Genomic DNA, 13,694 nt, shown 5'->3' on the forward strand with positions numbered 1-13,694 from the left:
CGCTAACGTCGACATCGTGATCGAGTTGACGAGCGGCCAGGAGATCGAGCTGGCCGGCAAGCTGCGGATGGGCCTGGGCTGGGACCAGGCGCCGGGCGCCGGCGCGCTGAGCTCGGGCGGAGCGCGGGCCGCCGACCTGGACGCGTCGGCCGTGCAGTTCGGTGGCGGCCGGCTCTTCGACATCGCCTTCTACAACAACCACACCACCCGGGACGGGTCCGTCGAGCACCTCGGCGACAACACCAGCGGGAGCGGCGAGGGGGACGACGAGCAGATCCTCGTGGACCTCGACCGGGTGCACCCGCAGATCGACACCGTCTTCCTGCTGGTGACCAGCTACCAGGGTCAGACGCTCGAGTGGATCGCCAACGCCTACTGCCGCGTGGTGGACGAGCGGGACGTCGAGCTGGCCCGCGTCACGCTCACCCTGGGCGTTCCCGAGACCGGCGTCGTGCTGGCCCGGATCGGTCGCAGCGGCGACGGCTGGCGGCTCCGCGCCCTGGCCGAGCCGGTGCCGGTCAAGCTGCCGACCGAGTCCGAGCGGGCCCTGAAGCGGCTCCTCTAGAGCCCGATCGCCGCCTCGGCCGCGGCGAGCACCGGCGCGGTCACCGCCCGGCAGCGCTCGGCGCCGGCGCGGAACACCCCGTCGACGTGCGCCGGGTCGGCCGCGAGCTCGGCGTACCGCTTCTGGAGCGGCTCGAGCTCGGCGACGACCGCGTCGGTGACGGCCCGCTTCAGGGCGCCGTACGTCGTGATGCCCTCGGCGCTGCCGCCGCACGCGGTGAGGATCTCCAGGAGGTTGGTGACGCCGGGCTTCGCCGGGTCGGACCGGACGGCGTCGGGGCCGGTGTCGGAGTCGGTCACCGCGCGCGCCACCTTGCGGCGTACGACGTCCGGCGGGTCGAGCAGCGCGATGACGCCGGCCGCGGACGCGTCGGACTTGCCCATCTTCCGGGTGGCGTCGTCGAGTCGCATCACCCGCGCGCCGGCCGCCGGCACCGCGACCTCGGGGACCGTGAACACCGGCCCGTACGCGTTGTTGAAGCGGATCGCCAGGTCGCGGGTCAGCTCGACGTGCTGGCGCTGGTCGGCGCCGACCGGCACCTGCTGCGGGCGGTAGAGCAGGATGTCGGCCGCCATCAGCGCGGGATAGGTGTAGAGCGAGACCCGGGTCGAGTCGACCCCGCGCCCCTTCTCCTTGAACTGGATCATCCGGTTGAGCTCGCCGGTGTACGCCGTGCACTCGAGCAGGTAGGCCAGCTGGGCGTGGGCCGGCACCCGGCTCTGCAGGAACAGCGTCGACTCGTCGAGGCCCGCGGCCAGCAGCAGGGTCGCCATCTCGCGGACGGTGTCCCTGAGTCGGGTCGGCTCGTGCGGCGTGGTCAGCGCGTGCAGGTCGGAGATGCCGTAGAAGCAGTCTGCTTCGTGCTGCCCGCGGGCCATCGGGCGCAGTGCGCCGAGCAGGTTGCCGAGGGTGAGGTGCCCGCTCGGGGTGAGCAGCGAGAGGTTGCGTCGATCGGGGTGGTTCATGGGATCTCCTGGGATGAGTGCCCACGGGTCGGGACGTGCGAACGGCCGCCCGTGGGCGGCCGTTGGAAGGTGTGCTGGAGTCAGCGCAGGTCGGTGGGCCGCCGTCAGGCGGGCCACCACGCGGTGGTACGGAACGTGGAACGCAGCGTCAGCACGCATCCAGCCTAGCGGTAGCGTCCGTCACATGCCTGCCTGTCCCGGACCGGCGACGGTCGTCTTCGACCAGAGCCTGACGGAGTACGACTTCGGACCTGAGCATCCGATGTCGCCGCTCCGCGTGGACCTCACGATGCGGCTCGCGACCGAGCTGGGTGTCGTGGGCGACCGGCTGCGCGTCGTACCGGCCCCGATCGCGAGCGAGGACGTGATCGCGACCGTGCACCGCCCCGAGCTGATCGAGGCCGTGATGCGCGCCGGGCGCGACCCGATGGCCGTCGACGGCGTGCACGGGCTCGGCACCGACGACAACCCGGTCTTCCGCGGCATGCACCACGCGACCGCGCACATCGTCGGCGCCAGCGTGGAGGCGTTCCGCCAGGTGTGGAGCGGGGAGTCGCTGCACGCCGCCAACATCACCGGCGGCCTGCACCACGCGATGCCCGACCGGGCCAGTGGCTTCTGCATCTACAACGACGTCGCGATCGGCATCCAGAGCCTGCTCGACCAGGGCGCCGAGCGGATCGCGTACGTCGACGTGGACGTCCACCACGGGGACGGCGTCGAGCGGGTGTTCTGGGACGACCCGCGGGTGCTCACGATCTCCCTGCACGAGACGGGGCAGATGCTCTTCCCCGGCACCGGCTTCCCGCGCGACCTCGGTGGTCCCCGGGCGCTCGGCTCCGCGGTCAACGTCGCGCTGCCGCCCGGCACCGCCGATGCCGGCTGGCTGCGGGCCTTCCACGCGGTCGTGCCCCCGCTGCTGCGCGAGTTCAAGCCGCAGGTGCTGGTCACCCAGCACGGCTGCGACTCCCACGCCGAGGACCCGCTCGCCCACCTGATGCTGACCGTCGACGGCCAGCGCGCGGCGTACCTCGCGCTCCACGACCTCGCCCACGAGCTGTGCGAGGGCCGCTGGGTCGCGACCGGCGGTGGCGGCTACGCGGTCGTCGACGTCGTGCCGCGCGCCTGGAGCCACCTGCTCGCCATCGTGAGCGGCGTGCCGCTCGACCCCGACTCCGAGACGCCGGCGGGCTGGCGCGAGCACGTCCGCGAGCGGCTGGGGCGGGTGGCTCCGATGCGGCTCACCGACGGCCGGAGTCCGGCGTACCGGGACTGGCGCGACGGCTACGACCCCGAGGCCTGGCTCGACCGGGCCATCCACGCGACCCGCATGGAGGCGTTCCCGCTGCACGGGCTCGACCCGCTGCCCTGACCGGGACGAACTACACCGGAGAAGTTCTGGCGGCTGATGCAAGCGGACACGCCGTGTCCCGGGTGCATCTTTGGTGAAGCCCTTCCCCATGAGTCACATCAGGCCCTATTCTCACGGATGCGTGGCGCGTGCGATCGCCGGTGGGGAAGCCGGTGGCGCGCCAGACAGAAAGAATCGGTGCACGATGGCTACCAGTTCCGGAGACATCAACGACTCGAAGTTCCTCACCGTCGCCGAGGTGGCGGCGATGATGCGGGTCTCCAAGATGACCGTCTACCGGCTCGTCCACGGTGGCGAGCTGCCGGCCGTTCGCGTCGGCCGCTCGTTCCGCGTCCTCGAGTCGGACGTGGACGAGTACCTGCGCAAGAGCTTCTACAGCGCCGGCTGAGCCGGACCGCGCAGGACCCTCTGGGTCTCGGCTGGACCGGTCGATTCTGCCGGGTGGGCTCACCCGGATAGGCTTGGCCGGTCCACCGGGTCCGTCCGGCGGACGGCTGTACAGCTGTCGAAAGGTATCCCGTGGGTTCTGTCATCAAGAAGCGGCGCAAGCGCATGGCCAAGAAGAAGCACCGCAAGCTGCTGAAGAAGACGCGCGTCCAGCGTCGCAAGCTCGGCAAGTAGGCCACCGCTCGCCGCATGGGCAGCGCCGGCAGGGTCGTCCTCGTCACCGGGGTCTCGCGTGACCTCGGCCGGCGGTTCGCGCGCGCTGCCGCGGCAGACCCGGACGTCGCGAGGGTGATCGGCGTCGATGTCGTACCGCCCCGCGGCGACATCGGCGACGTCTCGTTCGTCCGCGCCGACATCCGCAACCCCGTCATCGCGAAGGTCATCGTCAAGGAGGACGTCGACACCGTCGTCCACATGAGCGTGATCGCGACCCCCGGCAGCGCCGGCGGCCGCAACACGATGAAGGAGCTCAACGTCATCGGGACGATGCAGCTCCTGGCCGCGTGCCAGAAGGCACCGGGGCTGCGCACGCTCGTCGTGAAGTCGACGACGACGGTGTACGGCGCGAGCAGCCGCGACCCCGCCATGTTCACCGAGGACATGGAGCCGCGGCGGGCGCCCCGCTCCGGCTACGCCAAGGACGTCGCCGAGATCGAGGGCTACGTCCGCGGCTTCGCCCGGCGGCGACCCGACGTGTGCGTCACGCTGCTGCGCGCGGCCAACGTCATCGGGCCGCACGTCACCAGTCCGATCACGTCGTACTTCCGGCTGCCGGTGATCCCGACGGTGCTCGGCCACGACGCGCGGATGCAGTTCCTGCACGAGCAGGACCTGCTCGAGCTGCTGCTGCACGCCATCCGTTCCGAGGTCCCCGGCACCTTCAACGTCGCCGGTGACGGCCTGCTGATGCTCTCGCAGGCGTTGCGCCGTCTCGGGCGGCCGACGGTGCCGCTGCCGCCGTTCGCGGTCGGCAACGTCGGCTCGATCCTGCGCTCGGCGCGGGTCGCCGACTTCTCCCCGGAGCAGACGGCGTTCCTCACCTACGGCCGCGGCGTCGACACCACCCGGATGCGCACCGACCTCGGCTTCGAGCCGGCGTTCACCACCGACGGTGCCTTCGCCGACTTCTCCGCACCCCTCGCGGCGAGCGGGCGCCCCGCCGAGCGGCTGCTGGCCGGGCTCGCCGACCGGCTGCCCGCCGCGGACCCGACCCCGGCCGGGAGCGACCGTGGCTGACGCCGAGGTGATCCCGATCGGCACCCGGGGCCGCCCGGGGCGCGGCACCGGCACCGCACCCTCCTCGGCGGCGCGCGGCCTCGCCGCGAACGGCGCCAGGCCGGCGCCGAAGCCGGCGAAGAAGCAGGCGCCCAAGAAGCAGTCGGCCGCGCCCCGGCCGAAGCCGGTCGAGGAGGCGGTGGTCCGCGAGCCGGTCACCACCGACGAGCCCACCCCCGCGGGCGGGATCCCTGCCGCCGAGTGGCTGGCGGCGTTCCAACAGGCCGCGGCCGAGGTCTTCGGCGAGGAGTGGGAGCCGCAGCTGGCGAGGTTCCTGGCGTTCCTGCGGCGCCGGGTCACCGGTGACTACGTCGTCGACGAGTACGGCTTCGACGCGGAGGTCACCGAGCGCTTCCTGATGGCCGCGCTGCGTCCGATCGCCCAGAAGTGGTTCCGCATCGAGGTGCGTGGCGTCGAGAACATCCCGGCCGACGGCGGCGCCCTGGTCGTCTCCAACCACTCGGGCACCATCCCGGTCGACGGACTGATGACGATGGTCTCGATCCACGACGAGACCGGTCGGTTCCTGCGCCCGCTCGGTGCCGACCTGGTCTTCCGGCTGCCGTTCGTCGGCTCGATGGCGCGCCGCAGCGGTGCCACCCTGGCCTGCAGCGAGGATGCCGAACGGATGCTGCGCAACGGCGAGCTCGTCGGCGTCTGGCCCGAGGGCTTCAAGGGCATCGGCAAGCCGTACGCCGAGCGCTACAAGCTGCAGCGCTTCGGCCGGGGCGGCTTCGTCTCCGCCGCGGTCCGCACCGGAGTCCCGATCGTCCCGCTCTCGGTCGTCGGCGCCGAGGAGATCTACCCGCTCGTCGGCAACCTCCCCTCGCTCGCCCGCCTCCTCGGCGTCCCGTACATCCCGATCACGCCGTTCTTCCCCCTCCTCGGCCCGCTCGGCCTGGTGCCGCTGCCGTCGAAGTGGCTGCTGGAGTTCGGCGAGCCGATCCGCACCGACGAGTTCGACGCCGGCGCCGCCGACGACCCGATGCTGGTCTTCAACATCACCGACCAGGTCCGCGAGACCATCCAGCAGACGCTCTACACGCTGCTGATGCAGCGCCAGTCCGTCTTCCGCTAGTCGCGACGGTCGAGGAAGGCGCGCTCCCGGTGGTTGAGGAAGGCGCGCCCGCGGTGGTTGAGGAAGGCGCGCTAGCGCCTGTCTCGAAACCACCCGCCGGTGTCGGGGGAGTGTCGGCGTGCTCCCGCGGACCCGTTCGGCGCCTATCGGGAGGACGCCGACCTGTGGTCGGGACTGGGTCGCGTTCGTGGTGGTTTCGAGACGGTTGCTAGCGCAACCTCCTCAACCACCGTCCTCGGGGGCACGGTGGTTGAGGAAGGCGCGCTCCCGGTGGTTGAGGAATGTCAAGGGACAGTAGGAACTGCCCAGGGGCGGTCGTGAGACCTGCCCGCTGACGGTCACGAGAACTGCCCGGTGGTGGCCATGGGATCTGCCCAGTGGGCTTGCGGCCACCACCGACCAGAGCACTCAGCTCAAGGGACTCACCCCTCGGCCGGCGAGTGCCTGGGTAAGTCGCACGGAGTCTCCGCTGGTCTGGCACACGTGGGCGTGGTGCAGTAGCCGGTCGACGGTGGCGGTCGCCAGCGTCTTGGGCATCAGCTCGTCGAACCCGGACGGGTGCAGGTTCGAGCTGATCGCGACCGACCGCTTCTCGTAGGCGGCGTCGACGAGCCGGTAGAGCCCCTCGGCGGCATCCTGGGCGACCGGCAACAGGCCGATGTCGTCGACGACAACGAGATCGGCGCGCAGCACACGGGCGATGGCCTTGGACACCGTGTCGTCGGCACGATGGCGGCGCAGCAGGACCCCGAGGTCTTCCAGGGTGAACCAGGCGACCTTCAACCCGGCCTCGACGGCTTGGTGACCGAGTGCCTCCAGTAGGAACGTCTTCCCGGTCCCCGACGGCCCGCACACGACGAGGTTTTCCCGACGGTGGACCCATTCCAGGGTGCGGAGTGCCTGCTGGGTCGGTGCCGGGATCGAGGATGCCTCGGGCTGCCACGCATCGAACGTCTTCCCGGTCGGGAACCCCGCAGCCGCCCTGCGGGTGGCCAGTGCGGAGCGTTCCCTTCCGGCGACCTCCTCGGCGAACAGAGCCTTGAGCACCTCGGCGGGCTCCCAGCGTTGGGCCTTCGCGGTCGCGACGACCTCCGGTGCGTGGCGACGGATGTGGGGCAGCCGAAGCCGCCGCAAGAGGTCCTCCAACTCGGCCGGCAACGGCGGCGCGGACGCCATCGATGGTGTGGTGGTCTTGGTCGTCATCGGGTCACCTCGTTCCCCTCGCGGCTGTCGTGCTGGCTGTCGTGCTGGCCGAGACGTGCCCATCCGGCGGTGCCCTGGGTCAGCGACCGTTCTTCGCCGGCACGGTGCTCGCCAACAGCGGGTTGCCGGGCGTGGTGGTCGAGGATCGAGGACAGATCGGCCTCGGCGAACCGGCCGTGGACGGCGGCGTGGCCGAGTGCCCAGTCGACCTCGACGGGGTCGAACAGCTTGGCCAGGCTGAGGGCTTCGGCCATCTTGACCCTCATCCGCGGCGTGCCCGCCGCAGCGGCCTCGACCAGCCACAGGCGGGCGCCCTCGCCCAGGTCGAGGAACTCGGCTTCCGCTGGGTTCTTCGCTCGCGGCTGCCGGTTCAACGGACCTTCCGGCTGCGGTGGGAAGTGCTCGTCGTTGATCCTCGGCGTGCCCGGCGTCGCGCGCGCGTGGCGGGCGACCTCGGCGGGTCCGTCCTCGCCGACGTGAACGATGACGACCTCCTCGCCGTCGCCGAGTCCTTGGGCACGAACCCACACCGTGGCGCCGAGCAGGGTGTGTGGCACCGAGTACTGGCCGGACTCGAACATCACCATCGGCGTGTTGCCCGGCACTACCCGGGTGGTGCCGAACGCGACTGTGTGCGGCTGTGTCGGGACCGGGTGTAGCCGTGTCCGCTCTTCGGCCAACATCTCGACCGGTGGCCGCTTCGTGGTCCGGTGAGCCCGGGTGTTGACCTTCTGACAGAACGCCTCACACGCCTCCTCGAGCTCGCTAAACGACGCGTACTCCTCACGCAGGTTGGTGTCCTTGGGCACCAGGTCGGCCTTGCTGATCTTCACCGACGACTCGGTGCCGCCCTTGGACGCCGGATCCGCCGGCACACAGGTGTGGACCACGACCGAGTAGTGCTCGGCGAAGGTGACGAGCTGTCCGTTGCGGACCGGGATCCCGGCGATGTGCTCGGTCGTGACGGTCTTCTCGTTGTCGGTCAGCACGTAGGTCGGCACCCCACCCAACCGGCGGAAGGTCTGGTCCAGCGCGGCGAACACGGACGGCATGGTCTTATCGCGCAGCGCGATCACGACCCGGAACCGCGACCACGCCAGCCACGCCACGAACAGAACCGTCTTGACGCCGTCGACGACAGGTCCGTCGCCGTAGTCGTACTGCAGCCACATCCCCGGCTCGGTGACCCAGGGCCGGTGGACCCGCACATGTCCTGACCGGTATGACTTCTTCACCGATGCGACCGCACGACGGGTGGTGCGCTCCGAACCCTTGTAGCCCATCGCGAGCAGCTTCTCGTGCGCTCTGTCGGCACGGACCTTGCCCTTGGACCGCTCGACCCACTCCTCGACCTTGGGCAGGTACTCATCGATCAACTGCGGCCGAGTCACGGCCTTGTCCAGCTCACCCCCGGCAGCACGGCGGTCCACGTAGTGCTTGACCGTGTGGTGCGAGCATCCGGCCAGCTCGCCGGCATCACGCAACGACCCTGTCAGGTCGTAGGCATCCAGGATTTCCATGATCTCCTCGGCAGACTTCAAGTTGTCCCTCCTCAGGGCGACGGGCGCTTCAGCACCGCCGATCGCACCTGAGGAGGGGCCTCAACCGTCGGAGCCGGTGAGGCAGACGACGTCGTGTCGGGCAGATCCCATGACCGCCACCGGGCAGGTTTCATGTCCGCCAGCGGGCAGTTTCGTGGCCGTCTCCGGGCAGAATTTCATGGCCGCCGACAAGCGCCTGTCTCGAAACCACCCGCCGGTGTCGGGGGAGTGTCGGCGTGCTCCCGCGGACCCGTTCGGCGCCTATCGGGACGACGCCGACCTGTGGTCGGGACTGGGTCGCGTTGGGGGTGGTTTCGAGACGGTTGCTAGCGCAACCTCCTCAACCACCGTCGCCGAGCCTCCCGCCGAGCCCGGTGGTTGAGGAAGGCGCGCTGGCGCCTGTCTCGAAACCACCAGTCCCGCGGCATCCGCGGTGGGTGCGTGGTGGTTTCGAGACGGTTGCTAGCGCAACCTCCTCAACCACCGTCGTCGGGACTGGTCGCGTCGGGGGCACGGTGGTTGAGGAAGGCGCGCTAGCGCCTGTCTCGAAACCACCCCGAACCTGGGCGGCCTGCCGCTCGGTCGAACTGGTCCGCCCAACCCCTTGTGTGATCGAACAATCGTTCGATAGAATGGGGCATGGCCAGCGCTCCCGTCACCGACCTCCGGGCCGGTGACGTGTCCGATGTGTCGGGGATGAGCGAGGCGGAGCTGGTGGACGCGATCCGCGCCCTCGAGGACACCAAAGCGAAGGCCTGCGCGGCCCAGGCGCAATTGACCCGGGCACTGGATGCCCGCGTGAGGGCCCGGCACGCCGACCAGGGCGTGCCGGCCGCGCGGCGGGGGCGGGACGTGCCCGGTCTGGTGGCCTACGCCCGCCGGGAGTCCCCCGCGCGCGGGTCGCGGTTGTTGGGGTTCGCGCACGCCCTGACCGAGCTCCCCTCGACGGAGGCCGCGCTGGCGGCCGGGGTGGTGTCGGAGTGGCGGGCGATCCTGATCGCCCGCGAGACCGCCTGCCTGGCCCCCGGGCACCGGGCCCGGGTGGACGCCGAGCTGTGCGCCCCCGACAACCAGGGCGCCTATCGGTTCGAGGGGTGGGGCGACCGACGACTCGTCGCGCAGACCCGGGCGCTGGTCGCCGGTCTGGATCCGGCCGCGGTGGTGGACCGCCGCGCGAAGGCGGAGGCCGACCGGCACGTGAGCCTGCGGCCCGCGCCGGACACGATGGCCCGGCTCTCGGTACTGCTCCCGGTCGCCCAGGGCGTCGCCGTCTACGCCACCCTGACCCGGGCCGCCGACTCCGCCCGTGCCCAAGGCGACCCGAGATCACGCCGGCAGGTGATGACCGACACCCTCGTCACCCTGATCACCGGACAAGCCACCGCGGAGGCGGTCCCGGTCACGATCAACCTGACCGTCTCCGACCACACCCTCCTCGCCGGCGGACACCAGCCCGCCTGGCTCACCGGCTACGGCCCCCTGACCGCCGACCACGCCCGTCACCTCACCGCCACCGCCCTCGCCCACGCGCAGGCGGCGCGGGTGGCGCGGGTGGCGCTGCGGCGGCTCTACGCCCGCCCCGAGACCGGCACCCTCGTCGCGATGGAATCGAAGGCCCGGGCGTTCCCCAAGGCCCTCGGCCTGTTCCTCGAGCTCCGCGACCAGACCTGTCGCACCCCCTGGTGCAACGCCCCGGTCCGCCACCACGACCACATCACCGACCACGCCGACGGTGGCCCCACCTCCGCGATCAACGGCCAAGGCCTGTGCGAGCAGTGCAACCACACCAAACAAGCCCCCGGCTGGCGGGCCAGACCACTGGCCGGGCCACCCGATCAGCACGTCGTCGAGACCACCCTGCCCACCGGCCACACGATCCGATCAACAGCACCACGCGCACCCACACCCAGCCGCGTCGTACCTCGGATCCGACGCGAACTCCACTACCCCGACTTCGTCATCGAATACGCCGCCGTCTGACCCGGGCCGACCCGGTCGACCCGAGCAGACCGCAAGCCGCCCAGCAGCCGTCACCACCCCCCGTAACCCCACCTACGGCGACCACACAAACCCGGTAAGCGCGTCACCGGCCGCGGCCGCCGCGAACCGGGCCGCTGAGGTCGCTACTGCCGGGGCGGCAACAGGGCGCCCGTGATCGGGTCGAGCACGCCCTGGAGGATCTCGGTGACGCCGGTGACCACCTCGGTCAGGGGAGCGGTGGGTGACGTGGCTCCACTGCCGCCGGAGCTGGAGGGTGCGCTCGCGGAGGGTGCGGCGCCACCGGTGAGGGCGCCGGTCAGGCCGTCGGTCAGCGTCTTGAGCGGGTTGGTGCCGCGGGACGGCGAGGCGCCGGGGCTGGGGAGCAGGGTCGGGTCCGTGGTCGGCTCGAGCACGCTGCCCGGGGGCAGGTCGCCGTCGACCGGCGGCAGTCCGGGCGCGACGCCCTGGTCACCCCGATCGCCTCGGCCACCGTCCTTGCCGCCGCGGTCGCCCTTGGTGCCGTTCTTGTCCTGGCCGCGCGCGTCCGGCCCGGCCTGCTGTGGAGTGGCGGGCAGGGTCGGCAGCTCGATCGGCGGGGCGGCGACCAGCGACGGCGGGAACGCCTCGATCGGGGTACCCCCGCAGTCGGGGCACTGCTGCGCCGCCTCGGCGTCGATCTGGGCGACCACGTTGGCGGCGGCGACGAGCTCGTCGCGGGCGTCGGCGGGCACCGACGGCTCGAGCTCCTCGAGCTGCGTCAGGCTGCTCGAGGCGAAGTCGCGCAGCTTCGCGATGGACGAGGCTCGGTCGCTGTGGGCGTAGTCGGCGAACAGCAGGTCGGCGCCCTGGGTGGCCTGGTCGCTGAAGGTGGCGAGGGTCGGTGCGACCCGCGCCTGATCGCCCGGGTCGTCCGAGCCGGCCAGTGCGCTGGCTTCCTCGAGCCGGTCGGTGGCGTTCGCCAGCTGGATGCTGCCCTTGTCGGCCTCGCCGAGCGACAGCCCGACGTGGGCGGACTCGATGGCCCGCTTGATCGGGTAGAGCGACTCACCGGGGAGTGCGGACTGCGAGGCGACGGCGACCGAGGCGCTCGCCCCCACGATCACCAGGCCGCCGACGACGGCCGCGAGTCGGCGCTCCCGGGTGGTGCGGCGAGCGGGGAGCCGGAGCTTCGAGAGGTCGTCGGGCGCCAGCGCCGTCTCGGCCTCGGACACGAGCCGGGCGCGCAGGTCGGCCACGAACTCGGGGCGCGGCTGCGGGTCGGGGACCGCCCGCAGCGCCCCGACGAGCTCCACCAGCTCGCGGTCACGTCGATCTGCAACGTCGATCCGCTCACCCGTCGACGACTGCTCGACCAGGGTGGCGAACCGGTGGGCGCGCCCCCGCGCCCGGATCCCCCATGTCATGTCGATCTCAACGACGAGAAGTGCGGCGGAGTTACGCGAGATCCGCCGAGGAACTGAACGATTTCGACCGGTCGCGCCATCAGTCCCGCAGCCCTTCCGGCATCAGCTTGGCGAGGTTGCGCACCCCGCGCAGCTGGAGCTGCTTGACGGCGCCGTCGCTGCGGCCCAGGACGGCGGCGGTCTCGGCGATGCTCATGCCCTGGAGGAAGCGCATCACCAGGCAGTCGCGCTGCTCGGCGGGCAGCTCGGTGAGCGCGCGCATCAGGATCTCGTTGGTGATCCCGGCGAGCACCGCGCTCTCGGGCCCGTCGGTCGCGTCGTCGTGGAGGCTCATGTCCTCGGTCGTTAGCTCGAGACGGGTGCGGCCGGCCTTGAAGTGGTCGGTCGCGAGGTTGCGCGCGATGGTCATCAGCCAGGCGCCGAAGTCCTTGCCCTGCCACCGGAACCCGTTCATGCTGCGCAGCGCCCGGAAGAACGTCTCGGAGGTGAGGTCCTCGGCGAGCGTCCTCGAGCGGGTCCGGTAGAAGAGGAACCGGTAGACCGACCCCTGGTAGTGGTCATAGAGCAGCCCGAACGCGTCGGCGTCGCCCTGCCGGGCCAGCTCGACGAGGGCGATCAGCCGGGTGCGCTCGGACTCGTCGTCCTCGGAGGATGCCGCGAGCCCGGCGTCCCCGTAACCATCGGGCCCGCCGCTGCCGCGGCTGGTCGCCGCCTCGGTGGCGAGGATGCTGCCGGCGAAGGCCGGCGTGGGCCTTGGTGCCAGGCGCTCGGCGAGCAGCACCTCGGCGACGAGTCGGCGCAGGACGGTGAGGCCCCGCTCCTGGTCGTGGATGCCTGGTGCCATGCGAACAAGCCCTCCCGAATGCGGTCTCCCCGATGCCGGCCCCTCGAAAACCTCCGCCATCGTAAACGGGAGTTATTCGAATGTGAACCGGTCGGTAACTACGGCGTTCAGGTCCGCTTGCTGCGCACGGCCAGCCCCGCCGCGACGGCACCGGTGGCGGCACCCGCGACCGCGCTGACGACGAGGCCGGCGCGCAGTGCCTTGCGCCCGGTGCGGTAGTCGCGGATCCGCCAGCCCTGCTCGCGGGCGTGGTGACGCAGCTTGACGTCCGGGTTGATCGCGCAGGGGTCGCCGACCAGCGAGAGCATCGGTAGATCGTTGTAGGAGTCGGAGTACGCCGAGCAGCGGCGCAGGTCTAGACCTTCGCGCGCGGCCAACGCCTTGACGGCCTCCGCCTTGGCCGGCCCGTGCAGCAGGTCGCCGACCAGCTGACCGGTGTAGACCCCGTCGACGTGCTCGGCGACCGTGCCGAGGGCGCCGGTCAGCCCGAGTCGGCGCGCGATGATCTGGGCGATCTCGATCGGTGCCGCGGTCACCAGCCACACCCGCTGGCCCTCGTCGAGGTGGAGCTGGGCGAGGGCACGGGTGCCCGGCCAGATCCGGTGCGCCATGCCCTCCTCGAAGATCTCTGCGCCCAGCTCCTGGAGCTCGGAGACGGTGTGACCGGCGATGAAGCCGAGCGCCGAGGCGCGTGCATCGGCCACGTGGTCGGGGTCCTCGACGCCGACGATCCGGAAGTACGCCTGCTTCCAGGCCGCGCCGAGGATCTCGCGGGTGGTGAAGAACTTGCGCCGGTGCAGGCCGCGGGCGAGATGGAAGATGCTCGCGCCTTGCATGACGGTGTTGTCGACGTCGAAGAAGGCCGCGGCCTCAGGATCGAGCGGTGGCGTCAGCGCCGACTCGACCTCGGCGGATGCGGCGGCGGCCTCCCCGGCCAGCGTCGACCGCAGCTGGAGGTTCAGCGGTCGCGGTCGGCGGTCCGAGGGCGTCACACCGGCAGGGTAGACCCACCGGCACAGCA

At 71.4% G+C, this 13,694-nt stretch carries 13 protein-coding genes; 7 read left to right on the forward strand and 6 right to left on the reverse strand.

Annotated features, from left to right (window positions below; genetic code table 11):
• Nucleotides 1-16 precede the first annotated feature (16 nt).
• Nucleotides 17-565 (forward strand): TerD family protein, encoded by a 549-nt coding sequence (locus FHU40_RS12800; protein WP_183592707.1) that lies wholly within the window; start codon nt 17-19, stop codon nt 563-565.
• Here FHU40_RS12800 and trpS read toward each other — a convergent pair.
• Nucleotides 562-1,530, reverse strand: coding sequence for a tryptophan--tRNA ligase (gene trpS / locus FHU40_RS12805; protein WP_183592708.1), 969 nt, complete (start codon nt 1,528-1,530; stop codon nt 562-564). The genes FHU40_RS12800 and trpS overlap by 4 nt on opposite strands.
• A 184-nt stretch (nt 1,531-1,714) precedes the next feature.
• Here trpS and FHU40_RS12810 point away from each other — a divergent pair, with 184 nt between their 5' ends.
• The 5 genes from FHU40_RS12810 (at nt 1,715) to FHU40_RS12830 (ending at nt 5,702) form a co-directional block, all read left to right on the forward strand.
• A complete protein-coding gene (locus FHU40_RS12810; RefSeq protein WP_183592709.1) occupies nt 1,715-2,902 on the forward strand; it encodes an acetoin utilization protein AcuC in 1,188 nt (395 codons plus the stop codon).
• A gap of 184 nt (nt 2,903-3,086) precedes the next feature.
• Nucleotides 3,087-3,290, forward strand: a complete 204-nt coding sequence (locus FHU40_RS12815) for a helix-turn-helix domain-containing protein (protein WP_183592710.1) — start codon at nt 3,087-3,089, stop codon at nt 3,288-3,290.
• A 131-nt stretch (nt 3,291-3,421) separates the two neighbouring features.
• Entirely contained in the window at nt 3,422-3,523 is a 102-nt protein-coding gene (locus tag FHU40_RS12820) for a 30S ribosomal protein bS22 (RefSeq protein WP_008356322.1), read from the forward strand.
• Between the two features lie 15 nt (nt 3,524-3,538).
• Nucleotides 3,539-4,585, forward strand: a complete 1,047-nt coding sequence (locus tag FHU40_RS12825; RefSeq protein ID WP_183592711.1) for an NAD-dependent epimerase/dehydratase family protein — start codon at nt 3,539-3,541, stop codon at nt 4,583-4,585.
• Entirely contained in the window at nt 4,578-5,702 is a 1,125-nt protein-coding gene (locus FHU40_RS12830) for a 1-acyl-sn-glycerol-3-phosphate acyltransferase (protein WP_183592712.1), read from the forward strand. The genes FHU40_RS12825 and FHU40_RS12830 overlap by 8 nt, the downstream gene beginning before the upstream one ends.
• Nucleotides 5,703-6,110: 408 nt before the next feature.
• Here the strand turns inward: FHU40_RS12830 and istB are convergent, their stop codons facing one another.
• Nucleotides 6,111-6,905, reverse strand: coding sequence for an IS21-like element helper ATPase IstB (gene istB / locus FHU40_RS12835; protein WP_183591811.1), 795 nt, complete (start codon nt 6,903-6,905; stop codon nt 6,111-6,113).
• Nucleotides 6,902-8,446 carry an IS21 family transposase gene (gene istA, locus FHU40_RS12840; RefSeq protein ID WP_064075337.1) on the reverse strand — a complete coding sequence of 515 codons (1,545 nt, stop codon included), beginning with the start codon at nt 8,444-8,446 and terminating at the stop codon, nt 6,902-6,904. Before istA ends, istB begins: the two co-directional genes overlap by 4 nt.
• 639 nt (nt 8,447-9,085) lie before the next feature.
• Here istA and FHU40_RS28975 point away from each other — a divergent pair.
• Nucleotides 9,086-10,426 carry an HNH endonuclease signature motif containing protein gene (locus FHU40_RS28975; RefSeq protein ID WP_221199825.1) on the forward strand — a complete coding sequence of 447 codons (1,341 nt, stop codon included), beginning with the start codon at nt 9,086-9,088 and terminating at the stop codon, nt 10,424-10,426.
• A 143-nt stretch (nt 10,427-10,569) separates the two neighbouring features.
• Here FHU40_RS28975 and FHU40_RS12850 read toward each other — a convergent pair whose 3' ends face one another.
• From FHU40_RS12850 to FHU40_RS12860, 3 genes are all read right to left on the reverse strand, one after another.
• On the reverse strand, nt 10,570-11,829 hold the full coding sequence (locus tag FHU40_RS12850) for a DUF5667 domain-containing protein (RefSeq protein WP_183592713.1): 1,260 nt from the start codon (nt 11,827-11,829) through the stop codon (nt 10,570-10,572).
• 79 nt (nt 11,830-11,908) lie between these two features.
• Nucleotides 11,909-12,673, reverse strand: coding sequence for a sigma-70 family RNA polymerase sigma factor (locus FHU40_RS12855; protein ID WP_183592714.1), 765 nt, complete (start codon nt 12,671-12,673; stop codon nt 11,909-11,911).
• A gap of 107 nt (nt 12,674-12,780) precedes the next feature.
• Nucleotides 12,781-13,665, reverse strand: a complete 885-nt coding sequence (locus FHU40_RS12860) for an HAD family hydrolase (RefSeq protein ID WP_343057842.1) — start codon at nt 13,663-13,665, stop codon at nt 12,781-12,783.
• Nucleotides 13,666-13,694: the final 29 nt, after the last annotated feature.

Source organism: Nocardioides soli (genome assembly GCF_014191495.1).
GTDB classification, from domain to species: domain Bacteria; phylum Actinomycetota; class Actinomycetes; order Propionibacteriales; family Nocardioidaceae; genus Nocardioides; species Nocardioides soli.